19 protein-coding genes are annotated in these 23,138 nt (G+C 72.6%); 11 read left to right on the forward strand and 8 right to left on the reverse strand.

All coding sequences use genetic code 11. The features are described from left to right. Window positions 1-91 precede the first annotated feature (91 nt). Window positions 92-1,180: an NADH:flavin oxidoreductase gene (locus ABT015_RS28615; RefSeq protein WP_350884068.1), complete on the reverse strand. Its 1,089-nt coding sequence runs from the start codon at window positions 1,178-1,180 to the stop codon at window positions 92-94. 354 nt (window positions 1,181-1,534) lie between these two features. On the opposite strand from ABT015_RS28615, the gene ABT015_RS28620 reads away from it, so the two are divergent. From ABT015_RS28620 to ABT015_RS28635, 4 genes are all read left to right on the forward strand, one after another. Then, window positions 1,535-2,311, forward strand: a complete 777-nt coding sequence (locus ABT015_RS28620) for an SDR family oxidoreductase (RefSeq protein WP_350884070.1) — start codon at window positions 1,535-1,537, stop codon at window positions 2,309-2,311. Window positions 2,312-2,341: 30 nt separating this feature from the next. After that, window positions 2,342-3,538: a cytochrome P450 gene (locus tag ABT015_RS28625; protein WP_350884072.1), complete on the forward strand. Its 1,197-nt coding sequence runs from the start codon at window positions 2,342-2,344 to the stop codon at window positions 3,536-3,538. 160 nt (window positions 3,539-3,698) lie between these two features. Beyond that, window positions 3,699-7,184, forward strand: coding sequence for a carboxylic acid reductase (gene car, locus ABT015_RS28630; RefSeq protein WP_350884074.1), 3,486 nt, complete (start codon window positions 3,699-3,701; stop codon window positions 7,182-7,184). A 79-nt stretch (window positions 7,185-7,263) separates the two neighbouring features. After that, window positions 7,264-7,635 carry a nuclear transport factor 2 family protein gene (locus tag ABT015_RS28635; RefSeq protein ID WP_350884076.1) on the forward strand — a complete coding sequence of 124 codons (372 nt, stop codon included), beginning with the start codon at window positions 7,264-7,266 and terminating at the stop codon, window positions 7,633-7,635. Window positions 7,636-7,661: 26 nt separating this feature from the next. On the opposite strand, the gene ABT015_RS28640 is transcribed toward ABT015_RS28635, so the two are convergent. The 5 genes from ABT015_RS28640 to ABT015_RS28655 all read right to left on the reverse strand — a co-directional run bounded on the left by ABT015_RS28640 (window position 7,662) and on the right by ABT015_RS28655 (window position 13,283). Next, window positions 7,662-8,366, reverse strand: a complete 705-nt coding sequence (locus ABT015_RS28640; protein WP_350884078.1) for a hypothetical protein — start codon at window positions 8,364-8,366, stop codon at window positions 7,662-7,664. Beyond that, on the reverse strand, window positions 8,330-10,000 hold the full coding sequence (locus ABT015_RS28645; RefSeq protein ID WP_350884080.1) for a Na+/H+ antiporter: 1,671 nt from the start codon (window positions 9,998-10,000) through the stop codon (window positions 8,330-8,332). Before ABT015_RS28645 ends, ABT015_RS28640 begins: the two co-directional genes overlap by 37 nt. Before the next feature lie 150 nt (window positions 10,001-10,150). Then, window positions 10,151-10,573, reverse strand: a complete 423-nt coding sequence (locus ABT015_RS38025; protein ID WP_502897416.1) for a DUF8730 family Cys-rich protein — start codon at window positions 10,571-10,573, stop codon at window positions 10,151-10,153. Between the two features lie 168 nt (window positions 10,574-10,741). Further along, a complete protein-coding gene (locus ABT015_RS28650) occupies window positions 10,742-11,821 on the reverse strand; it encodes a helix-turn-helix transcriptional regulator (RefSeq protein ID WP_350884082.1) in 1,080 nt (359 codons plus the stop codon). A gap of 136 nt (window positions 11,822-11,957) precedes the next feature. After that, the gene (locus tag ABT015_RS28655; protein WP_350884084.1) at window positions 11,958-13,283 is read right to left on the reverse strand and encodes a radical SAM protein; all 1,326 of its coding nucleotides are present in this window, start codon (window positions 13,281-13,283) and stop codon (window positions 11,958-11,960) included. Window positions 13,284-13,655: 372 nt separating this feature from the next. Here ABT015_RS28655 and ABT015_RS28660 point away from each other — a divergent pair, with 372 nt between their 5' ends. Beyond that, window positions 13,656-14,804 (forward strand): family 2 encapsulin nanocompartment cargo protein terpene cyclase, encoded by a 1,149-nt coding sequence (locus tag ABT015_RS28660; RefSeq protein WP_502897419.1) that lies wholly within the window; start codon window positions 13,656-13,658, stop codon window positions 14,802-14,804. A gap of 55 nt (window positions 14,805-14,859) precedes the next feature. Then, entirely contained in the window at window positions 14,860-15,744 is an 885-nt protein-coding gene (locus ABT015_RS28665) for a geranyl diphosphate 2-C-methyltransferase (RefSeq protein WP_350884086.1), read from the forward strand. Between the two features lie 75 nt (window positions 15,745-15,819). Here the strand turns inward: ABT015_RS28665 and ABT015_RS28670 are convergent, their stop codons facing one another. Then, window positions 15,820-16,473 carry a dihydrofolate reductase family protein gene (locus ABT015_RS28670; RefSeq protein WP_350884088.1) on the reverse strand — a complete coding sequence of 218 codons (654 nt, stop codon included), beginning with the start codon at window positions 16,471-16,473 and terminating at the stop codon, window positions 15,820-15,822. Window positions 16,474-16,683: 210 nt separating this feature from the next. On the opposite strand from ABT015_RS28670, the gene ABT015_RS28675 reads away from it, so the two are divergent. The 4 genes from ABT015_RS28675 (at window position 16,684) to ABT015_RS28690 (ending at window position 20,802) form a co-directional block, all read left to right on the forward strand. After that, a complete protein-coding gene (locus ABT015_RS28675) occupies window positions 16,684-17,763 on the forward strand; it encodes a phosphatidylinositol-specific phospholipase C domain-containing protein (RefSeq protein WP_350884090.1) in 1,080 nt (359 codons plus the stop codon). 247 nt (window positions 17,764-18,010) lie between these two features. Next, window positions 18,011-18,343 (forward strand): ribonuclease, encoded by a 333-nt coding sequence (locus ABT015_RS28680; RefSeq protein ID WP_350884154.1) that lies wholly within the window; start codon window positions 18,011-18,013, stop codon window positions 18,341-18,343. A gap of 193 nt (window positions 18,344-18,536) precedes the next feature. Further along, window positions 18,537-19,895 (forward strand): MFS transporter, encoded by a 1,359-nt coding sequence (locus ABT015_RS28685; protein WP_350884092.1) that lies wholly within the window; start codon window positions 18,537-18,539, stop codon window positions 19,893-19,895. A gap of 58 nt (window positions 19,896-19,953) precedes the next feature. Beyond that, window positions 19,954-20,802 carry an SAM-dependent methyltransferase gene (locus ABT015_RS28690; protein ID WP_350884095.1) on the forward strand — a complete coding sequence of 283 codons (849 nt, stop codon included), beginning with the start codon at window positions 19,954-19,956 and terminating at the stop codon, window positions 20,800-20,802. Between the two features lie 69 nt (window positions 20,803-20,871). Here ABT015_RS28690 and ABT015_RS28695 read toward each other — a convergent pair whose 3' ends face one another. Beyond that, on the reverse strand, window positions 20,872-22,041 hold the full coding sequence (locus tag ABT015_RS28695) for a CapA family protein (RefSeq protein WP_350884097.1): 1,170 nt from the start codon (window positions 22,039-22,041) through the stop codon (window positions 20,872-20,874). 271 nt (window positions 22,042-22,312) lie between these two features. Between ABT015_RS28695 and ABT015_RS28700 the strand changes: the two genes are divergently transcribed. Continuing rightward, a complete protein-coding gene (locus ABT015_RS28700; protein ID WP_350884099.1) occupies window positions 22,313-22,951 on the forward strand; it encodes a DUF4360 domain-containing protein in 639 nt (212 codons plus the stop codon). Window positions 22,952-23,138: the final 187 nt, after the last annotated feature.

Consider the following 23,138-nt stretch of genomic DNA (forward strand, 5'->3'; position numbering starts at 1 on the left):
TCCGTTCCACGGACCGCCCCGAAACCCGGAAGCCGGGCCGCGACCTCGGTCGCGGCCCGGCTTCCGGGCGCCCGTTCGCCGAACGGCGCTGTCAGGCCAGGCCGGTGAGCACCGCCGGGTCGTACGGGACGGTCCGGGAGAGGTCGCCGCGCAGCGCCCTGGCGGCCCAGTCCGGGTTGGCCAGCAGGGTGCGGCCGACGGCGACGAGGTCGAACTCGTCGCGCTTGAGGCGGGCCAGCAGTTCGTCGATGCCGGTCACGCCGGCCCGGCTGGTGTAGCCCTGGGCGAACTCGCCCTCGCCGTACTGCTGGTCCAGGCCGACCGAGCCGACCGTCACGGCGGCCTTGCCGGTGAGCTTGCGCGCCCAGCCGGACAGGTTGAGGTCGCTGCCGTCGAACTCGGGCTGCCAGTAGCGCCGGGTGGAGCCGTGGAACGCGTCGACCCCGGCCTCGGCCAGCGGGGTCAGCAGCTGCTCCAGCTCGGCCGGGCTCTCCGCGATGCGGGCCCCGTAGTTGCCGACCTTCCACTGGGAGAACCGGAAGAAGACCGGGAAGCCCGGGCTGACGGCCGCGCGGACGGCCCGCACGATCTCGGCGCCGAAGCGGGCGCGGGAGGCCGGTGTGCCACCGTAGCGGTCGGTGCGCCGGTTGGTGCCGCTCCACAGGAAGTCGTCGATCAGGTAGCCGTGCGCGCCGTGCAGTTCGACGCCGTCGAACCCGAGCCGCTCCGCGGTCGCCGCGGCCTCGGCGAAGGCGGCGACCGTGTCGTCGACGTCCCGCTGGGTCATCGCCCGCCCGGCAGGGGCGCCGTCCAGGCCGATCCCGGACGGCCCTTCGGCGGGCGGCTCCGTCCCGGTGCGCACGACCCCGGTGTGCCACAGCTGGGGGATGATCCGGCCGCCGGCCTCGTGCACCCGCCGCACCACGCGGGCCCAGCCGGCCAGCGCCTGTTCGCCGTGGAAGTGGGGCACGTGGTCGTACGCGCGGGCGGCGGCGCGGTCGACGTAGGTGCCCTCGGTGATGATCAGTCCGACCTGGTGGGCCGCCCGGCGGGCGTAGTACTCGGCCACCTCCTCGCCCGGCACGCCGCCGGGGGACTGCATCCTGGTCATCGGGGCCATCACGATGCGGTTGGGGACCGTCAGATCACCCACGACGAACGGCTCGTCCAAGCTGGACATGCTTTCTCCCGAGTTCTCGGCACTCATGGTGTGAACATTCCGTGTGCGCCTTCTCCGCCGCTCCGGCGAATCACCACCGGGCCGTGCGGAAAATGGTGTGGTCGGCCGCACATAGGTAACGCACGATTATCGACCCTGTTGATCGCGGCGTCCAGCGGGTGTTCTCGTCCGCGCTGCATTGCCTCAGGCGATCCACCGCATCGACACAATCATGTTGACCGTGTCCGGGAGATCACGGATAGTGGTGCAGGTGGTTCCGCGTCGCCTTCTGGGTCGCAACTGGAGAATTGATTCCCTTGCCGACCAGTGCCGCGGAAATGAATTTCCCAGGAACGAAAGGTGGCGGAACCCAGGGTGAGCGAGAGTCGCCTTACCGCGCAGATTTCCCACGACTTGGACGGCAAGCGGGCCGTCGTCACCGGCGGCAGCCGGGGCATCGGCGCCGCGATCGTGCAGCACCTGCTCGACGCCGGCGCCACCGTCGTCACCTCCGCCCGCAACCCCACCGAACACACCCCGTCCGCGGCCAAGTTCATCCAGGCCGACCTCAGCTCGCAGACCGGGGTGCGGGCGTTCGCCGACGCCGCGCTGGACTCCCTCGGCGGGGTGGACATCGTGGTCAACAACGCGGGCGGCTGCCGGGCCTTCCAGACCGCGCTGGAAATCGAGAACGACTGGCAGTACACGGTCGACATCAATTTCCTGGCCGCCGTCCGGCTCAATGCCGCACTCGTGCCGGCCATGCGCGCGGCCGGCGGCGGGGTCATCGTGCACCTCTCCTCCATCGCGACCATTTCCTCCTACCCGATGATCCTGCACTACGCCGCCGCGAAATCCGCGCTGGAGGTTTACAGCAAGGGCCTCGCGGTCGAGTTGGCGCCGGACGGAATCCGGGTCGTCGCGATCTCCCCGGGAAACGTGATGACTCCTGGGGCGGATGAGGCGCGCGACAAGATCGTCGACTATCTCGGCCTGGAATCGGAGGGGGACTGGGCCGACGAGGTCCCGCTCGGGCGGATCGGCCGGACCGAGGACATCGCCGAGGCCGTCGGCTTCCTGGTCTCCCGGCGCGCCTCGTGGATCACCGGCAGCAACCTCGTCATCGACGGCGGCAAGAGCGCGTCCCTGTGACCGCCCGCCAGGACTGGAAGGACTGACACGATGACCGCGACAGAAGAAGGACCGCGGGCCTATCCGTTCGGTCCGGCCGAGCAGCTCGACGTGGACCCGAAGCTGGCCGAGGCCTGCGGCGAGCAGCCGGTGCTGCGGGTGAGCCTGCCCTACGGCGGCGACGCCTGGCTGGTCAGCCGCCACGCCGACGTCAGGACGGTGCTGGCGGACCCCCGGTTCAGCCGGGCCGCCGCGGCCGGCGAGGACGTGCCCCGCATCGTCTCGGCCGGCCTGCCCCGCACCTCGATGCTGAGCATGGACCCGCCGGAGCACAGCCGGCTGCGGCGCAGGGTCGCCAACCCCTTCACCGTGCGCCGGGTCGAGGCGATGCGTCCGCGCGCCCAGCAGATCGTCGACGAACTGCTCGACACCATGATCGCCGAAGGCTCGCCCGCGGACCTGACCCAGATGCTGACCTGGCCGCTGCCGATCACGATGATCTGCGAACTGCTCGGCGTGCCCGTCGAGGACCGCGACCGGTTCAACGCCTGGGTGGACGGCCTGCTGATGCTCTCCGACCCGGCCCGCTCCGCACGGGACCGCGGGCACCTCAACGACTACCTCGGCGGCCTGGTCGCCGAGCGCCGCGTCGAGCCCACCAGCGACCTGCTCGGCGAACTGGTCGCCGTGGAGGACGAGGAGAACCGGCTCACCGAGGAGGAGCTGGTCAGCCTCGGGGTCAGCCTGCTGTCCGCCGGCCAGGAGGCCACCGCCAACCAGATCGGCAACTTCGTCTACACGCTGCTGACCAGGCCCGAGCTGTGGCACGAGCTCGTCGCCGATCCCGGCCTGATCCCCGACGCGGTCGAGGAGCTCTCCCGGATCATCCCGATCAGCGCCACCGCCGGCTTCACCCGGATCGCCACCGAGGACGTGGAACTGGGCGGGCAGACCGTCCGCGCCGGCGACGCGGTGGTCACCGAGTTCTCGCTCGCGAACCGGGATCCGGAGGTGTTCGACCGCCCAGAGGAGATCGACTTCCACCGGGGGAACATCCCGCACGTCACCTTCGGGCACGGCATCCACCACTGCCTCGGCGCGGCGCTGGCCAGGATGGAACTGCGCGTCGTCCTGGACTCCCTGGTGCGCCGCCTGCCCGGCCTGCACCTCGCCGTGCCGGCCGACCAGGTGACCTGGCGGACGGAACGGCTCATCCGCGGAGCGGACGCGCTGCCGGTCGCCTGGTGAGACGCCCGCCGGCCGGAACGACCGCCGGGCCCGACGGGCCCGGCGACCGCTCCGGCCGGCCCCGGTTCGCACGTCGACAACAGCCGGACATCGACATCAGCCGCACGCCGGACAACAGCCGGACGCCGGACAACAGCCGGACGCTACGGGAGGGCTCAGCATGGCCGAACCACTGGAGGCGATCACCGCGGCCGTGCGTGATCCGGGCAAGGGACTCGCCGAGGCCATGGCCGTCATCATGGAGGGCTACGGCGACCGGCCCGCCCTCGGCGAACGCGCGCGGGAGCCCGTGACCGGGCGCCTGCTGCCCCGCTTCGAGACCGTCAGCTACCGCGAACTGTGGGCCCGGGTACGCGCCGTCGCCACCGAGTGGCACCACCACCCGGACCACCCGCTGAGCGCCGGCGACCGGCTCTGCATCCTGGGCTTCACCAGCACCGACTACGCCACGCTCGACCTCGCGTGCCTCCACTCGGGCGTGGTGGTCGTGCCGTTGCAGTCCAGCGCCCCGCTGTCCCAGCTGGCGCCGATCGTCGCGGAGACCGAACCGCGCGCCCTCGCGGCGAGCATCGAGCGGCTGGACACCGCCGTCGAAGCCGTCCTCGGGGCGCCCTCGATCCGGCGCGTGATCGTGTTCGACTACCACCCCGACATCGCCGAGCAGCGCGACGCCTTCGAATCCGCCCGGCGGCGCCTGGCCGGGGCCGGCCGCCCGGTGGCCGTCGACCCGCTGGCCGCCGTGGTCGACGCCGGCGCCGGTCTGCCGCCCGCGCCCCTGTTCGTCGCCGCCCCGGGTGACGACCCGTTGGCGCTGCTCATCTACACCTCCGGCAGCACCGGGACCCCGAAGGGGGCGGTGTACCCCCAGCGGCTGGTCCGCACCGCGTGGAACGGCTTCAGCTACGGCGCGGAGGACACACCCCCGGTCAGCGTCCACTACATGCCGCAGAGCCACCTCGCCGGCCACTGGGCACTGATGGGCTCGCTCTCCCGGGGCGGCGTCGGCCACTTCACCGCCAGGAGCGACCTGTCCACCCTGCTCGACGACATCGCGCTGGTCCGCCCCACCGAGCTGACCATGGTCCCGCGCATCTGCGACCTGCTCTTCCAGCGGTACCGCAGCGAACTGGACCGGCGCTCCGGCGAACCCGGCGACGTCGACACGGCGGTCAAGACCGACCTGCGGGAGAACCTCCTGGGCGGGCGCGTCACCAAGGCCTTCTGCGGCACCGCCCCGCTCTCCGCCGAGGTGGCGGCCTTCGTCGAGTCCTGCCTGGGCTTCCACCTGTACACCGGCTACGGCTCCACCGAGGCCGGAGGAGTGCTGCTCGACTCGGTGGTGCAGCGCCCGCCGGTCATCGACTACAAGCTGGTCGACGTCCCGGAACTCGGCTACTTCCGGACCGACTCGCCGCACCCGCGCGGGGAACTGCTGCTCAAGACCGCCACCGCCATCCCCGGCTACTACAAGCGGCCCGAACTCAACGCCGAGCTCTTCGACGCGGACGGCTACTACCGGACCGGCGACATCATGGCCGAGACCGGACCGGACCGGCTGGTCTACGTCGGCCGCACCAAGGACGTCCTGAAGCTCTCCCAGGGCGAGTTCGTGGCCGTCTCCCGCCTGGAGACCGCCTTCGTCGCCAGCCCGCTGATCCGGCAGATCTTCGTGTACGGCAACAGCGAGCGCGCTTACCCGCTCGCCGTGGTCGTCCCCGCCCCGGACGCGCTGGCCAGGGCCGGCGGGGACGCCGAGTCGCTCAAACCGCTGCTCGTCGAGTCGCTCCAGCGGATCGCCAGGGAGGCCGAGCTCAACTCCTACGAGATCCCGCGCGACGTCCTGATCGAGACCGAACCCTTCAGCGCCGCGAACGGCCTGCTCGCCGACAGCCACAAACCGCTGCGCCCCCGGCTCCGTGAGCGCTACGGCGAGGCCCTGGAACGGCTCTACGCCGAACTCGCCGACGGGCAGGAGCTCCGGCTGCGCGAGTTGCGCCGGGCCGGGCCGGACCGGCCGGTGCTGGACACGGTCGGCCGGGCCGCCCAGGCGCTGCTGGGCTGCGCGGGCGCCGAGCCGAGCGCCGACGCGCACTTCACCGATCTGGGCGGGGACTCGCTGTCCGCGCTGTCCTTCGCCGCCCTCATGACGGAGATCTTCCAGGTCGAGGTCCCGGTCGGGGTGGTGATCAGCCCGGCCAACGACCTGGCGCGGGTGGCGGGTTACATCGAGGAGCGGCGCCGCTCGGGCGCCGCGCGGCCCACCGTCGCCTCCGTCCACGGCGAGCACGCCACCGAGGCCCGCGCCGGCGACCTCACCCTGGACAGGTTCCTCGACGCGGCGACGCTCGCCGCCGCCCCGACGCTGCCCCGCCCCGACGGCGCCGTCCGCACCGTCCTGCTCACCGGGGCCACCGGCTACCTCGGCCGCTTCCTGTGCCTGGAGTGGCTGGAACGCCTGGCTCCTGCGGGCGGCAGGCTGGTCTGCGTCGTCCGCGGCGCCGACGCGGCCGTCGCGGCGAAGCGGCTGGAGGCCGCCTTCGACAGTGGCGACGACGAACTGCTCAGGCGGTACCGGGAGTTGGCCGACGGGACGCTGGAGGTGCTGGCGGGTGACATCGGCGAGCAGCGGCTCGGCCTGGCCGAGGACGCCTGGCAGCGGCTGGCCGACACCGTGGACCTGATCGTCCACCCGGCCGCCCTGGTCAACCACGTGCTGCCCTACGAGCAACTGTTCGGGCCCAACGTCGTCGGCACGGCCGAACTGATCCGGCTGGCGCTCACCACCCGGCTCAAGCCCGTCACCTACGTGTCCACCGTCGCCGTGGTGGCCGGCGCCCCGGCCGCGGCCCTGGACGAGGACGGCGACATCCGCGTCACCAGCCCGGTGCGCCACCTCGCCAGGGGCACCGGCAACGGCGCGCACGGATCCGAGCACGAGTACGGTCACGAGTACGGGCACGACGACGCGCACGGGTACGACGGGTACGCGCACGGGTACGCGACCAGCAAATGGGCCGGCGAGGTGCTGCTCCGCGAGGCCCACGACCTGTGCGCACTGCCGGTCGTCACCCTGCGGTCGGACATGATCCTCGCGCACGGCAGCTACCGGGGGCAGCTGAACGTGCCCGACGTGTTCACCCGCCTGCTGCTCAGCCTGCTCACCACCGGCATCGCCCCGGGCTCCTTCTACCGGGGCGGCGGGCGCGCCCACTACGACGGCCTGCCGGTCGACTTCACCGCCGAGGCCGTCACCGCGCTGGGCGCGCGGGCCACCGAGGGCTACCGGACCTTCAACGCGCTGAACCCGCACGACGACGGCGTCTGCCTGGACACCTTCGTCGACTGGCTCGTCGAGGCCGGCCACCCGATCCGGCGGATCGACGACTACGACGACTGGCTCGCCCGGATCACCACCGCGCTGCGCGCCCTGCCGGAGAAGCAGCGCCAGCACTCGCTGCTGCCCCTGCTGCGCGCCTTCGCGCGGCCCGGGGAAGGCGTCCCCGGCTCGGCGATCCCCGCCGACGGGTTCCGGTCCGCCGTACGGGCCGCCAAGGTCGGCCCCGACCAGGACATCCCGCACCTGTCGGCGGCCCTCGTCCACAAGTACGTCACCGACCTGCGCCACCTCGGCCTGCTTCCGCACTGACCGCACCACCGCGACACCGCACCACCGCGACACCGCGACACCATCCCCGCATTCGACCCGACGGACACAGGAGTTCGGCATGGCACAGAGCATCGGCGAGACGGTCATCTCGGGTCTGCGGCGGCTGGAGGAGAACGACTTCGCCGGCTTCCGGGCGCTGTGCACCGAGAAGGCCACGGTCTGGCAGAACGACGGCAACGACGAGCAGCCGATCGACGAGCGGCTCGTGCACTTCAGGGCCTTCGCCGCCACTGTCGAGTCGCTGCGGTTCGAGGTCCTCCGCCAGTTCGAGAAGCCGGACGAGGTGCTCCAGCAGCACGTCATCCACCTGCTGTCGGCCGAGGGGGTCGTCCAGGAGGTCCCGACCGTCGTCTACTTCCGGTTCGAGGGCGGCCTGATCGACCGGATCGAGGAGTTCCTCTACACCGTGCCGCAGGCCGGCACGGCCTGACCGCCCGCCTTCCCGGACCCGAACCGTCAGGCGGGCGCTGCGGCGCGGGACTCCCGGAGGCTGCGGCGGGCGGCGGCGGTGACGAGCAGGACCCAGAGCAGGCCGAGGCCGCCCAGGGCGTAGACGCCGCCGCGGAGGAAGGAGAAGTCCAGGTCGGTGCCGGCCGGCGGGGCCCAGCCCTCGGGGTCGACGAGGACGGTGGTGGTGGTGCCGGCGGAGGACGGCCCGGAGCAGCCCGAGCCCTGGAACCTGGGGTGCGGCAGCGGCTTCCCGTCCGCGCGGCGGATCGCGCAGGACCAGCTGATCCGGCCGCTGCGGTCCTTCGAGCTGTGGGCCTCGGTGACGACCACCTCGGTCCGCTCCCCGCGATGCGCGAGCACCTCCGCCCGGATGGTGGTGGGCGGCAGGGCCAGCAGCAGGACCCCCAGCAGGACGCCGGGCCAGAGTACCCAGCCGGCCGTCCGGACCACCATCAGTCCGCCCAGCGAGGCGATGAGCACCAGCACGGCGAGGATCGTGAACAGGGCGGAGTGGTCCGGGTCCACGGCGAGCGCCATCAGGCCGACGAGCAGCAGCGGGGTGAGCACCGCGACCAGGACGGCCGCCCGGCGGACGGTGCGGGGCGCGAGCGGCCTGTCCTTCCGGGGTTTCCGCTTGGCGCTCTTCGGCCGCTGGGCAGCGGCGGCCGCCGCGCTCAGTGGTCTCTTCTGCTTCTTCCTGCCCTGTGCCACGTGGCCCCCGTTCGGTGCTGCGTCGGACTGCTCGCGACAGTCTGATCTGCGGTGCGGGGGTGCGGAAGACCGGGGGTCGCGAGCCCGTCACGGCCGCCGAGTCCGGCCTGCTCCAGGTCGAGGTCGCGCTGGAGGCGGCGCAGGGTGGTGTCGCTGATGAGGTGTTCCTCGTAGAGGCGGTGCAGCCGGACGTTCTGCACGGTGATGACCTCGTGCCGGAGTTGACGGTAGGCGGCGTCGGCGGTGGTGCCGTCGGGGGTCTCGGGGGTGCGGTCGAGGCGGGCGGCGAGGCCGCGCCGGACCCGGTCGATCGCGGTGTCGGGCATGACCTCCAGGGCGGCGAGGTGGTCGACGTGGTCGAGGGCGGCGCGGTTGAGGGCGTCGCGGGCGTCGTCCTCCTCGCGGGCGGTGTGCTCGGGCTCCAGGGCGAGCCCGGAGCGGTGGACCACGGCGGCGAGGGTCAAGCCCTGCACGACCAGGGTGAGGACGACCACCGCCGTGGTCAGCACCAGGACGAGCGGGCGCCCGGGGATCCGGTCGCCGTCCGCGGTGAGCAGCGGGATGGACAGGGCCGCCGCCAGCGGCATGACGCCCCGGGTGCCGGCCCAGGTGACGACCCCGGCGACCCGCCAGGACAGCCGGCCGCGGGCGGGCCTGACCCCGCGGGTCAGCGGTAGCGTCCACAGCACGCGGACGGCGATCAGCACGGCCGCCAGCGCGAGCGCCTGGAGCGGCCACCAGCCGGTGCCGGCCGGCAGGTCCCGGACCAGGGTGGGCAGTTGCAGGCCGACGATGCTGAAAATGACGCTCTCCAGCAGGAACACCACCACCGCGGAGACGGCGTGCAACTGGAGCCGGATGCGGGCGTCGGTGAGGCGGTGGCCGGAGCGGCCGAGCAGGACGCCGGCGACCACGACCGAGGTCACCCCGGAGGTGTGCGCGGACTCCGCGAGCACGTACGCCGCGTACGGGGTGACCAGGGCTATCACCGTCTCCAGGACGGGGTCGGCGGTGCGGCGCCGGATCAGCCACACCAGGCCGGCCACGGCGGCGCCGACCAGGCTGCCGCCCCCGCCGAGCAGCAGGAGCTCGCCGCCCGCCGCCGGCAGGTCCACCGTGCCGCCCACGGCCACGGCGACGCCGACGGCGACCTTGAACAGCACCAGCGAGGTGGCGTCGTTGAACAGGCTCTCGGCCTGCACCAGCACCTGGACGCGCCCCGGCAGCGCCAGCCGGCGGCCGAGCGCGGTGACGGCCACCGGGTCGGTGCTGGACAGGACGGCCCCCAGCACGAACGCCATCGCGGGCGGGAGCCCGGCGACGGCGACGGCGACGAAGCCCACGGCGGCGGCGGAGGCGAAGACCAGGCCGAAGGAGAGGATCGTCACCGGGCGCCACACCGTGCGCAGATCACGCAACGACAGTTCCTCGGCGGAGGAGTAGAGCAGGGGCGGGAGCACCACCAGGGCGATGGCCTGCGGCGGTACGTGCAGCGCGGGCACACCCGGGACCATCGCGACCGCGAGGCCTACCAGGACCAGCAGGGAGGGCGCGGGCACCCGCAACCGCCGGGCGAAGGTGGCCACGCTCGTGGCCAGAACCACCAGAACCAGAACGATCCCCACGGCGTGCATCTGCGGAAACGACCCATCACGACGATCGGGGTCGCCGCCGCCCGAGCGCTGCAGTCGTCCCCCGAGCCGACCAGACTTCCCGGCACACCGCCAATCATCTTATCGGGCCGTTTGCGCGGGACGGCAGGGTGTCCGGCCGGTCATGCCCCCTCAGCGGCGTCCGAGCAGCCTCGCCAGGAAGCCGCCGCCCTTGCCCTTCGTCCGGCCGCAGGCGCAGCGGCCGGACTCGGGCACCCCGGCGAGCACCTGGTCGACGTGCATGCCGCACCCCGCATAGCCTGCCTTGCCGCACGTCCGGCAGGTGGTTCGTCGACACATCGCGCTGCTCCTCACGTCGCACCCCCGGATGGGGTGGCCAGTCCCGTCAGGATACCCCACCCGGTATTTTTGGACGCGTGCCCCGGGGCTGGCTCCCCGGACCCGTCGTGCCGGGCCGGACAGCCCCGGCCGGGCGCTGGCGGTCGGCGGTGCGGTGTCGGCGTGTGCGGGCGCGGCGCCGAGGCCGAGCCCGGTCACCGCGACCAGTGCGGCGACTCCTGAGGTGAAGGCGGTGCGCCTGGTGCGCGAGCTCATGAGGGTGCTCCTCCGCTGGACGATGAAGGCACTGCGATTCACGTCATGTCATGTGCATGGCGTAAATCCCCCGTGGGGAAATCTTCACGTTCGCGGCGGGCCCCCGGCCATCCCGGATTCCTGGGGGCGCGGGGCGGCGCGCGCGCCAGGGGCGCGCGGGGCCTCGGGTCAGCAGCGCCCCCCGCCGAGCATGATCCGCGCGATCAGCTCCTGCCGGCTGCCCACCCCGGTCTTGGTGAACACCGACTTCAGGTGGTCCTGCACGGTGTACGGCGTCATCGCGAGCAGCCGGGCCACGTCCCGGGTGTCGCTGCCGCGCACCAGCAGCAGCGCCACCTCCTGCTCGCGGGCGGTCAGCCCGTAGGCGGCCAGGTAGAGCGGCATCACCTCGGCCGGCGAGGCGGGTGCGGCCACCACCGTCACCTCGTCCGCCGCCGCGTCGCCGCGCAGCGCCGATCCGTGCAGCAGGTACCAGCGGTCGTCCCGGGTGCGGACCCGTACCGGCGTCCGCGGCGCGGCCAGCCCGTGCGCCGCCCGGCGGGCGTGCTCGGCGGCCATCGCCACGGAGGTCGGGATGCTGAGCGAGGTGGGGGTGGGGTCGGCCAGCCGGTCGAGCAGGTCCTCGGCCGGGCCGGACATCGCCCGCAGCCGGTTGCGCCGGTCGAGCATCAGGACGGCCGGCCCCGCGTCCTCCTGGTCCGGCGCGCCGGCCGGTATGTGGCACGCCCGCAGCGCGTTGCCCAGGTGGCGGGCGGCGGCGCCGGCGAGCTCGCGCTGGTGCCCCAGGTAGGGGCCGCGGTCCGGGGCCCGCATGAACGCCGCGCACCCCCACATCCCGCCCGTCGCGTCGAACACCGCCCGCAGTTCGTCGCCGAACCCGGCCGGCGCTATCTGCTCCCGGAACCGCACGCTCTCCTGCGGGCGCCCCTTGGTCGCCCGGCTCAGCGTCTCGGCCTGCGCCCCGCTGTGCCGGATCTTCGGGAAGGTCGCCAGGTCGTCCTCCCAGACCTCCAGCCTGACGGCGTGCTCGTACGCCGTCAGGCTGAGGTCCTCGCTCTGCACCGAGTTCACCAGACCGGTCGCCGGATCGGCCGTGTGCCAGCACACCGCGTCGAACTCCAGCACCGGGCGCAGCAGTTCGTCCGCCCGCCGGAACACCTCCGGCGCCGTCAACCCCTCCCCGGCGAGCTCCCGCATCCCCTCGATCGCCGACCGCGCCGCCACCCCACGAGCCCCACGTAGTCCCATGGCGGGAAGCTAACACGCTGTTCGTACCCCCACCTACGCGCCGATCGGCGGGGTCCGCCTCCTCCTCGCGGTGGTCCGACGGCCCCCCGGCGTCATCCTGACGGCCAGTCAAGACGGCCGGGGGCTACGCAGGGGCTCAGCCGGGCAGCGAGTCCATGAAGGAGCTGACCGAGAAGACGGCCTTGCCGGGGCCGGCCGGGCCGTAGCCGGGCGGGGAGGAGAGGCCGAACTCCTCCAGGGTGGCGCGGTAGGCCTGGAGCAGGCGGATGTGGTACTCCAGCGGGGCGCCCTGGGGGTTGGCCTTGCCGAGCGGAGTGGTGGGTTCGGGGCACCAGGTGGTGAAGCGGGGCACCACGCCGCGGGACATGAAGAAGCGCAGGCCCTCCCGGGTGGAGGCGATGGCCTCGTCGACGGTGGTGAAGCCGAAGGGCTGCGCCATCTCGACCCCGGCGACGAAGTTGGGGATCACGTTCTCCGGGCCGAACACCTCGGTGGAGTCGAGGATGCGCCGGTGCCACTCGTCGCGGCCGACGTAGCGCTCCTTGCCGGGGCAGTACAGCTCGAACAGGCGCTTGTCCCAGACCTCGAAGTTGGGGTGGTAGATCCGCACGCCGTAGTCGTGGAAGCGCTGGACGTCCTCGCGCGGCAGGGCCTGGGCGACGACCTTGCCGATCCAGCGCCCGGGGAAGCGCTCCTCGATGGCCTTGGCGTACTGGCCGTAGAAGTCGGCCTCGTCCCGGCCGCCGACCTGCGAGGTGATGGCGCCACCGGTGAGGGTGTAGGCCCGGGAGGCGCGGGTGGTGTCGTGGCGGTCGATGATCTCCAGCGCCTCCAGCACCTCCTCGACCGGCTTGACCCCGGTGTAGGGGCGGCCGGCGGCCTTGTGCTGGCGCCAGTTGTGGTTGATGTCGCAGTACTGGCACTCCTCCTTGGCGCCGAAGTACTGGCAGACCCGGAAGACCGTCAGGTAGATCAGGTAGCCCCACTGGATGGTCGGGGCGACCTCCATCACCGACTTCCCGTTGGCCAGGGTGTGCCGGTAGTAGTCGGGCATCGGGGGCAGGCCCACGTCGGCGATCCGCGCGCCGTCGAGGTAGAGGCCGAGCGTGCCGTCCTCCCCGGCGCCGACCCGGTACGGCGAGTCCGGGTTGACGCGCACCGACACCACGGTGCGGCGCAGCCCGTACGGGCCGCCGGTGAGCACGACCTCCTCCGGCGGGCGGTTGAGCGCGGCCGCGCCGAGTTCGGGCAGGGTGCGGTGGTCGAAGGAGAAGATGAAGTACGACTTCGGCTTGACCTCGCCGCTCCCGTCGGCGCCGGTGCTGCCGCTGAGGGCGGACTCGTCGAAGGCCATGCCGCCGCGCAGCAGGTCCTCCTTGATCACGGCCTCCCGGGGCACGTCGGGGAAGCGCTCCATGAGGTCCTCGACCAGTGCGGTGCGGCTGCGGCCCTGGGTCTCCATGTGCTGGTACGTCCTTCCTGGCCCCGTTCCGTCACGGGGTCGTGGCCATTCTTCTCCCCCTTACGCGGGCGGGCACGGCGGACCAATGCATGAGGAGGGGGCGTTTCAAACGTCATACGGGCCCACGTTCACCTGATCGGGTGTAGAAGATCGTTCGGAGCGTTTCCGAACCGGTCCCCGCGCCTACGGTTGTGAACCGAGCGAGACGGGGGCGCGTTCCAAGACCGCCCGCGCCGTCGGCCAGATGACGAGCCGTCCTGTCTCGCGATCCTTCATCAGAGTCAGAGGAGGCTCCATGCCCCTGTGCACCAGAGCGGGGACACCCTTCGAGCGCACCGCCGCCGCGGCGGTGGGGTCGTGAGCTCCTCGGCGATGGAGCGGATCCTGCGCGGGCCGAGCGGCCTGGGCACCGCGGGCCTGAACCTGGCGCCGAGCCTCCCCGCACCGAGCACGCCCGCACTCGACACCTCCGTGCCCGGCGTCCCCGCGTCCGACAGCCCCTCGCCGGGCGGTGCCAAGCCGGGCGGTGCCAAGCCGAAGCCCGGCGACGCCATCCCGGGGCTCTACCACCACCCGGTGGCCGAGCCCGACCCGGTGCGGGTGGAGGAGCTGAGCCTCAGGATCAAGACCTGGGCGCTGGACGAGGTCGAGCTGTACCCGCCGGACTGGGAGAAGCAGTTCGACGGCTTCTCGACCGGCCGCTACATGGTGGCCTGCCACCCCGACGCGCCCAGCGTCGACCACCTGATGCTCGCCGCCCGCCTGATGGTCGCCGAGAACGCGGTCGACGACTGCTACTGCGAGGAGCACGGTGGCTCACCGGTCGGCCTCGGCGGGCGCCTGCTGCTGGCGCACACCGCGCTCGACCCGCTGCACACCACCCCGGAGTACCACCCGGAGTGGGAGGCCTCGCTGCACGAGGACGCGCCCCGCCGGGCGTACCGCTCCGCGATGGAGTACTTCACCCGGGCCTCCACGCCCTCCCAGGCGGACCGGTTCCGGCACGACATGGCCCGGCTGCACCTCGGGTACCTCGCCGAGGCGTCGTGGGCCGAGACCGAGCACGTCCCGCAGGTGTGGGAGTACCTGGCGATGCGCCAGTTCAACAACTTCCGCCCCTGCCCGACGATCACGGACACCGTCGGCGGCTACGAGCTGCCCGCCGAACTGCACGCGCTGCCCGCCATGCAGCGCGTGATCGCCCTGGCCGGCAACGCGACCACCATCGTCAACGACCTGTACTCGTACACCAAGGAGCTGTCCATCCCCGGACTGCACCTGAACCTGCCCGTGGTGATCGCCGAACGCGAGGACTGCTCGCACCGGGACGGCTACCTTAAGGCGGTCGAGGTCCACAACGACCTGATGCACGCCTTCGAGGCCGAGGCGGCCGCGCTGGCCGCGGCCTGCCCCGTCCCGACCCTCGTCCGGTTCCTGCGCGGTGTGTCCGCGTGGGTCGACGGCAACCACTTCTGGCACCAGACCAACTCCTTCCGCTACACCCTGCCCGACTTCTGGTGACCACCGTTTCCGGCAGCCATCCCCCTTCCGTTGATCACCCGCTAGGAGCTGACGCATGTCCCTGACCGACGACATCACCACCCCCGCCGACAACGCCGCCATCCCCGGGCCGGCAACCCCCTACCAGGGCGACATCGCACGCTACTGGGACCACGAGGCACGGCCGGTCAACCTTCGCCTCGGCGACGTGGACGGCCTCTACCACCACCACTACGGCATCGGCGACGTCGACCAGGCCGCCATCGGCGACCCGGCCGACAGCGAGCGCGAGAAGAAGGTGATCACCGAGCTGCACCGCCTGGAGTCCGCGCAGGCCGAGCTGCTCCTCGACCACCTGGGCGCGGTTCCGGCCGACGCCACCCTGGTGGACGCCGGCTGCGGCCGCGGCGGCTCGATGGTGATGGCCCACCAGCGCTTCGGCTGCCGGGTCCAGGGCGTCACGCTCTCCGCCAAGCAGGCCGAGTTCGGCAACAACCGGGCCCGCGAGCTGGGCATCGGCGACTTCGTCCGCTCGCAGGTCTGCAACATGCTCGACATGCCGTTCGAGACCGGCCAGGTGGCGGGCTCGTGGAACAACGAGTCCAGCATGTACGTCGACCTGCACGACCTGTTCGCCGAGCACTCCCGGATCCTCGCCGTCGGCGGGCGGTACGTGACCGTCACCGGCTGCTGGAACCCCGCCTACGGGCAGCCGTCCAAGTGGGTCTCGCAGATCAACGCCCACTTCGAGTGCAACATCCACTCCCGCCGGGAGTACCTGCGGGCCATGGCCGACAACCGCCTGGTGCCGCAGGCCGTCATCGACCTGACTCCCGCCACCCTGCCCTACTGGGAGCTGCGCGCCACCTCCTCGCTGGTCACCGGCATCGAGGAGGCGTTCATCAACTCCTACAAGGACGGCTCCTTCCAGTACGTCCTGATCGCGGCCGACCGGGTCTGACCGGGTCTGACAGGTCTGACGGTCCGGGTGTGACGGTGGCCTCCCCGCGGGTGCGGGGAGGCCACCGTCTTCCGGCTACCGCCGGGTGAAGGTGAGGTGGGTGACGCCGCTCGGGCTGGTCACCGCCTCGGTGCGGAAGCGCTGTTCCAGGCCTTCGAGCCCGTCCCAGAGCCGCACGCCGCGGCCGAGGACGATCGGCACCACCACCACGTGCAGGTGGTCGATCAGGTCCGCCTCCAGGAAGGCCCGGACGGTGCTCGGGCCGCCGCCGATCCGGACGTCCTTCCCGTCGGCCGCCGCCTTGGCCTGGCGCAGCGCCTCCTCGGGCGCGGCGTCGAGGAAGTGGAAGGTGGTCCCGCCCGTCATCTCCAGCGTGGGGCGCGGGTGGTGGGTGAGGACGAAGACCGGGGTGCGGAACACCGGCTCCGGCCCCCACCAGCCCTTCCACTCGTGGTCCTGCCACGGGCCGCGCTGCGGGCCGAACTTGTTGCGCCCCATGATCTCCGCACCGATGCCGTCGCTCCAGGTGCGGGCCATCGCGTCGTCGACGCCGGTGTCACCGCCGGTGTCGCCGGCCCGGCCGTGCATCCGCCGGAAGGTCCGGGTCCGGAAGAACCAGCCGTGCAGCCGGTCGCCGGCGTGGCCGAACGGCGAGTCGAGGCTCTGCCCCTCGCCCGTTCCGTAGCCGTCGAGCGAGATCGAGAAGTTGTGGACGCGGACCAGGGACACGGAAGTTCCTCCGGTGCTCGGTGCTCGGTGCTCCGGCGCGGACCGGGCCGCGCCTGCTGGACGGCCCACGCTAACCCGGGCGGAAGCGGTACAGCCGTCACGCTATTGTCGTGTCTTCTTCACCCGAAGCTCGCCCTGGTGGGCGATGCTTCGTCCGACCGTCCGGGAGGGGCGGCCGGAGGCACATCCGCACCTGGGGGGACAGTACCTGTGACCGTACGCCGCACCGCCGCCGCCGTCCTGGCGGCCGGCCTGCTCGCCGCCGCCGCGGCCCTGATTCCGGCGACTGCCGACGCGGCGCAGGACGCGACCGCGAGCGGCCCGGCTGACCTGCCGTTCGGCTCGGCCACCACCGTCGGCCTGCACAACACCTACGACCCGGCCGCCTACCCGTACCTCGCCCAGGGTCTCGACACCGGCACCGGGATGATCGAGCTGGACATCTGGACGGACATCGTCACCAAGGAGTGGAAGGTCAGCCACTCCAACCCGCTCGGCAACTCCAACAACTGCACCGCCGCCAGCACCCCGGCGCAGCTCTACAGCGGCGGCGCCAACAAGAACCTGGAGAACTGCCTCGACGACGTCCGGGTCTGGCTCGGCGCCCACCCGGGCGCCGGCCCGCTGGTGGTCAAGCTGGAGCTGAAGGCGGGCTTCTCCGCCAACCTCGGCATGGGGCCGACGGAACTCGACGCGCTGATCGCCGCGCACCTGGGCCCGGCCGTGCTGCGCCCCGCCGACCTGCTCGCCAAGCCGGGCGGCGGCTCGTACGCCGGCGTCGACGAGGCGGTGCGGGCCGGCAACTGGCCGAGCCGCGCGGCGCTGGCCGGCAAGGTCCTGCTGTACGCGATCCCGGGGACGGTCGAGGAGAGCAACCCCTTCGACACCTTGCACACGGACGTCGAGTACGGCCGCCACCTGCGCGACCTCGCCGCCGCCGGCCGGATCGGCGACGCCCAGCTGTTCCCCGCCGTGCACGGCGCCAAGGCCGGCGACCCGCGCGCCGCGTACACGGGCGCGGACGCCGGGATCCGGCCCTGGTTCGTGGTCTTCGACGGCGACGCCGCCACGTACCTCAACGGCGTCGACACCGAGTGGTACGACCGTTCGCACTACCTGCTGGTCATGACGGACGCGCACAACGTGGCACCCGCCATCAGCGCCACCGACCCGACGGCGGACCAGGCCCGCGCCCGCACCGAGCAGTTGGCCCGGGCGCACGCCAGCATCGTCTCCAGCGACTGGCGCAAGCTGCCGGCCGTCCAGTCCCTGGCGCTGCCCCGGGGCTGACGTAGAGACGCCGGACGCGCCACCGGGGCGGTGAACGCCCCGGTGGGGCGCAGCCGTGTCCGGCCTCGGCTCTGTTCGGCTCGACTGCTGTCCAGGTCAAGTCGGGTGTGAGTACGTCGAGTTGACCAGAGATGAAGAGTTGGATCAGGGCTTTCGGCGGGCCGGGCCGGTCGCCATGCTGGTTGTCATGACCCGAACTCTACGCGCGTGGAAGTCCCGCGCCGCCGCCGTCGCCACCGTCGCCCTGATGACCCTCGCGCCCGTCGCGGTCGCCACCGAGGCGCACGCCGCGGTGAGCGGCTCGGTGTGCCTGTCCGCCCTGCCGTCGCAGGCGCGCACCACGCTCAACCTGATCGCCTCCGGCGGGCCGTTCCCGTACAGCCAGGACGGCGTGGTGTTCCAGAACAAGGAGCGCGTGCTGCCGGCCCAGTCCTCCGGCTACTACCACGAGTACACCGTGGTGACGCCCGGCTCGCCGACCCGCGGCACCCGCCGGATCGTCACCGGCCAGCGCACCCGCGAGGACTACTACACCGGCGACCACTACGTGACCTTCCGCCTCATCAACTTCGGCTGCTGACCGGCTGTCCACGCTCCAGGCCCCCGGCGCGAACCGGGGGCCCGCGAGTGCCGCGCCGCCGACGTGCCATCGAACCGGACCGTGAGGCCCACCGCTTCGTCCACCACCCCGGCCGGTGGCGCCGGGCAGCCGGGGGCGGCGGACCTCGCCGCGTCCGATACCGCGGCACCCCGATCGGTGCCATGCTGAGGCCATGACAGATCGGACCGGAACCACCCCGCCGTGCGAGGAGCCGCAAGCCGGCCGGCGGCGACGGGAGTTGGCCGCCGCCACGGTGGGCTCGGTGGTCGAGTCCTTCGACTGGAACATCTACGCCGTCCTCGCCCCGTACTTCGCGGCGGACCTCTTCGGGCACGGCAAGGGCGGGGTCAGCGGCCTGCTCGGGGCGTACGCGACCTTCGCGGTCGGGTTCGTCGCCCGGCCGGTCGGCTCGTACCTGATCGGGCGGCTCAGCGACACCCGGGGGCGGCGCTTCGCCCTGACCCTCGGCATGTCCGTGATCGCCGCCGCCAGCCTCGGCATCGCCGTGCTGCCGGACCAGCGGACGATCGGCGCCTGGGCGGCGGTGCTGGCCGTCGCCGCGCGGGTGGTGCAGGGGCTGGCCTTCGGCGGGGAGGCGCCCAGCGTCGCCGCGTACGTGACCGAGACGGCCCCGCCCCGGCACCGCTTCGCGTTCAGCTCGGTCTCCTACGGCGGGATCATCGTCGGCTCGCTGCTCTCCTACGGGGTGCTCGCGCTGCTGCTGCACACCCTCGGCAAGTCCGGTGTGACCGACGGCGGTTGGCGCTGGGCCTTCGTGGTCGCGGCGCTGCTCGGGCTGGCCGCCGTCTGGGTGCGCCGGGCGGCCCCGGAGAGTGCGGAGTTCCGTCGCGCCCGGGCGGAGTCGACGGGCGCGCGCCCGCCGTTCCTGCGGGTGCTGCGCGAGCACCGCTGGGCGGTGCTCACCGTCTTCCTCAACACCCTGGGCGGGACGGTCGGTTACTACTTCGCCCTGGTCTACCTGCCGCAGTACGCCGCCGCCTACGGGGTGGTCGACCGGGAGGTGGCGACCTCCTTCATGACCGTGGTGCTCGCGGTGGTGCTGGCCACCATGCTGCTCAGCGGCGCCGCCGCCGACCGGTTCGGCCTGCTGCCGGTGGCCCGGGCCGGGTTCGCGCTGCCGGTGCTGCTGGTCCCGGTGCTGCTGATCGGGCTGCGGCAGGGCTGGCTGCCGTTCCAGCTCGTCGCCGTGCTGCTGGGGATGCTGGTGGCGACGGTGCTCGGGACGCTCAACGTCTTCACCGGCCTGCTGTTCCCGACGGAGGTCCGCGCCCTCGGCCTGGGCGTGGTCAACGCGGCCACCATCGCCGTCTTCGGCGGTTCCTTCCCGTTGCTCGCCGAGTGGCTGAACGACCACCACCACCTCGGCCTGATCCCCGGCTACGTCACCCTCTGCACGCTGGGCCCCGCGCTCGGCCTCGTCACCGCCCTGCGGGTGCCGTCCTTCGCCGCCGCCGTGGGGGCTCCCGCGGTCAAGGCGCGCGGCGGTCGGGTACCGTCCCAAAGTGGCTGACGTTCGATCATGTCCTGTGGTTGAGTGGGACGGGAACGAACGTGCGGAAGGGCAAGACATGGAGAACAGCGGTCCGGACGGCTGGCTGACCGGGGTCCGGTTCGAGGAGGCGCCGCAGGTGGACCTGCGCACCGACCGCGCGCACCCGGCCCGGGTCTACGACTACCTGCTCGGCGGCAAGACCAACTTCCCGGTGGACCGCGAGGTCGGCGACCGCATCCTGGGGGAGTGGCCCGGCTCGCGCACCGCCACCGTCGCGGCCCGCGCGGTGATGCACCGGATGGTCCGCCGGCTGGTCGAGGTGCACGGCGTCCGCCAGTTCCTGGACGTCGGCACCGGCATCCCCACGACGCCCAACCTGCACGAGGTCGTCCAGGCCGTCGACCCGTCCTGCCGGGTGGTGTACGTCGACAACGACCCGATCGTGCTCGCCCACTCGCGCGCGCTGCTCACCAGCACCCCCGAGGGCCGCACCGCCTACGTCGAGGGCGACCTGCGCGAGCCGGAGAGATTCCTCGCCGATCCCGCGGTGGCCGCCACCCTGGACCTCGACCGGCCGATCGCGCTGACGCTGATCAACATCGTGCACTTCCTCTCCGACGAGGCCGCGCACCCGCCGGTCCGCGAGCTGGTCGACGCCCTGCCCTCCGGCAGCTTCCTCGCGCTGACCGCCGGCACCGCCGACTCGATTCCCGACCTGGTCGCGATCGGCTCCCGCCGCTACTCGGAGGCCGGCATCGAGAACCACCTGCGCCCCCGCGCGGGCGTCGAGCGCTTCTTCGCCGGGCTGGAACTGGACGACCCGGGCGTCGTGCTGATCAACCGCTGGCACCCGGAGCTGGACGAGGGCCCGGTGCTCGGCGACGACGAGGTGGCGGCCTACGCGGGGCTGGGCCGCAAGCCGTAACGGCCTCTCCGCTCAACTGCTCTACGGATTAACCGCTCTACGGCTTTACGGCTTCATGGCTTCACGGCTTCACGGCGCCATGGTGAGCCCCGCCGCGCCCGCGCCCCGGCTGAGCACCGCCGAGCGGATGTGCTCCAGGGCGCGGGCGTAGTCGGCGCGGCCGGGGGCGCGGCGGACGGCCTCTCGCAGGTCGAGCACCCGGTAGGGCGGGCCGAGGTCGGTGATCTGCGGGACGAACTCGGCGCGGCTCACCGTCCAGCGCAGCCCCGGAGCGGCGGGCGGGGTGACGGTGAAACGGGCGAGGGAACTCCAGTTGCCGCGCGGGTCCTCGGCGCCGTCGTAGGTGAACATGTGCCCGGCGAGCTGGTCGCCGAGGCCGTAGACCGTCCAGGTGTCGCCGACCTTCTCGTAGGCCTGCGGGATGTGGGCGTGGGTGCCGAGGATCAGGTCGATGTCGGGCTGTCCGGGAGCCGGTTCGACGGCCAACTCGCGGGCGAGGGTGAGCTGCTGCTCGTCCGGCGCGTCCTGCCACTCGGTGCCCCAGTGGACGCTGACCACCACGAGGTCGGCGCCGCCCGCCCGGGCGGCGCGTGCGTCGGCGAGGATCCGGTCCCGGTCGATCAGGTTGACCGCCCAGGGCCGGCCCTCGGGCAGCGCGATGTCATTGGTCCCGTAGGTGTAGGCGAGGTGGGCGACGGTGGCGCCGCCGGCCCGGAGCAGGGCGGGCCGGCCTGCCTCGTCGGCCCTCCGGGCGGAGCCGGTGTGGGCGAGGCCGACGGCGTCCATGGCGTCGAGGGTGCGTCGGATTCCGGCGGGGCCGTCGTCGAGGGTGTGGTTGGAGGCGGTGTCGCAGGAGGTGTAACCCGCGTCCTTGAGGGCCCGGGCGACCTGCGGCGGGGACTTGAAGGTCGGGTAGCCGGTGTACGGTCCGCCGTCGGCGCCGTAGACCGTCTCCATGTGGCAGATGGCCAGGTCGGCGCCGCTGACCAGGGGTCTGATGCCGGCGAGCATGGCGCTGAAGTCGTATCCGCTCCCGCCGGCGTCCTCCTCGGCCTGCTGGATGATCTCGGTGTGCGGCAGGACGTCCCCGGTGGCGACCAGGGTGAACGGTCGCGGTCCGGTCGCGGTGGGGGTCGCCGTGGCGGCGGGCGGCGGGGCGGTGTCCGGGGCGCCGCAGCCCGGGAGGGCGAGGAACAGGGCGAGGGCCGCGGTGGCGGTCCGGCGGTGGGGCAGCAACATCGTCGGCTCGTCTCACGATCGGAAGGTGTGACTGGCCATCCGACTATGCGAGGCCCCGTCGACGGACCGCCGGACCCACGCCCGCAGGTCACCCGGGAGGCGCGTCACCCCCTGTACGCGGGCACCCCGAGTGTGGTGACATAGCCATGTCAATTTCGGGGCCGCGCTCGAAGCGTCAAGGCGCTCGGAACGTCACCGCGCTCGGAACGTCACCGCACTCGGAACGTGACCGCGCCGGCCCCGGCTCCGTGGACGATCGAAGGGGAAGCCCATGCTGCTCCGTGTACTGGCCACGACCGGAATCGCCGCAACCCTGTTCGCCTCGCCGGCCCTCGGCGCCGGCGCGCTCCCGACGCCGCCGGATCGGATCGTCATCGACGTCGCGACCGTCAACGGCTCCGGCTGCCCGGCGGGTACGGCCGCCGTGGCCGTCTCCCCGGACAACACCGCCTTCACCGTGACCTACAGCAGCTACCTCGCCCAGGTGGGTGTCGGCTCGAAGCCGACCGACTTCCGGAAGAACTGTCAGCTCAACCTGCGGGTGCACGTCCCCCAGGGCTTCACCTACGCGATCGCCTCCGCCGACTACCGCGGCTACGCCCACCTGGAGAAGGGTGCGACCGGCACCCAGCAGGCCAGCTACTACTTCCAGGGCGACCCGGCGACCGCCCAGTTGAGCCACCACTTCAGCGGCCCCAAGGACGACAACTGGCAGGCGACCGACACCGTCGACGTCGCCGCCCTGGTCTTCGCCCCCTGCGGCGAGGAGCGCAACTTCAACATCAACACCGAACTGCGGGTCGGCGCCGGCAGCTCGGACCCGAACAGCACCACCAGCTTCATGACCATGGACTCGACGGACGGCAGCATCAACACCGTCTACCACCTCGCCTGGAAGCAGTGCCCCTGATCCCCGGCGCCTGACCCCCCCGGGCCCCGTGCCCGTACTCCCTGCGCCCGGCCCCGGCGGAGCCCCCGACCCCCGCCGGGGCCGACGCATGCCCGCCGCCGTGCCGGTGATGCGCGTGACGTACTACACCTTCGACGGCCCGCACGGGGACCTCACCCCGGTCGACACCTTCACCCTGTAGCGGCCC

The organism is Kitasatospora sp. NPDC094016, assembly GCF_040304045.1.
GTDB lineage: Bacteria > Actinomycetota > Actinomycetes > Streptomycetales > Streptomycetaceae > Kitasatospora.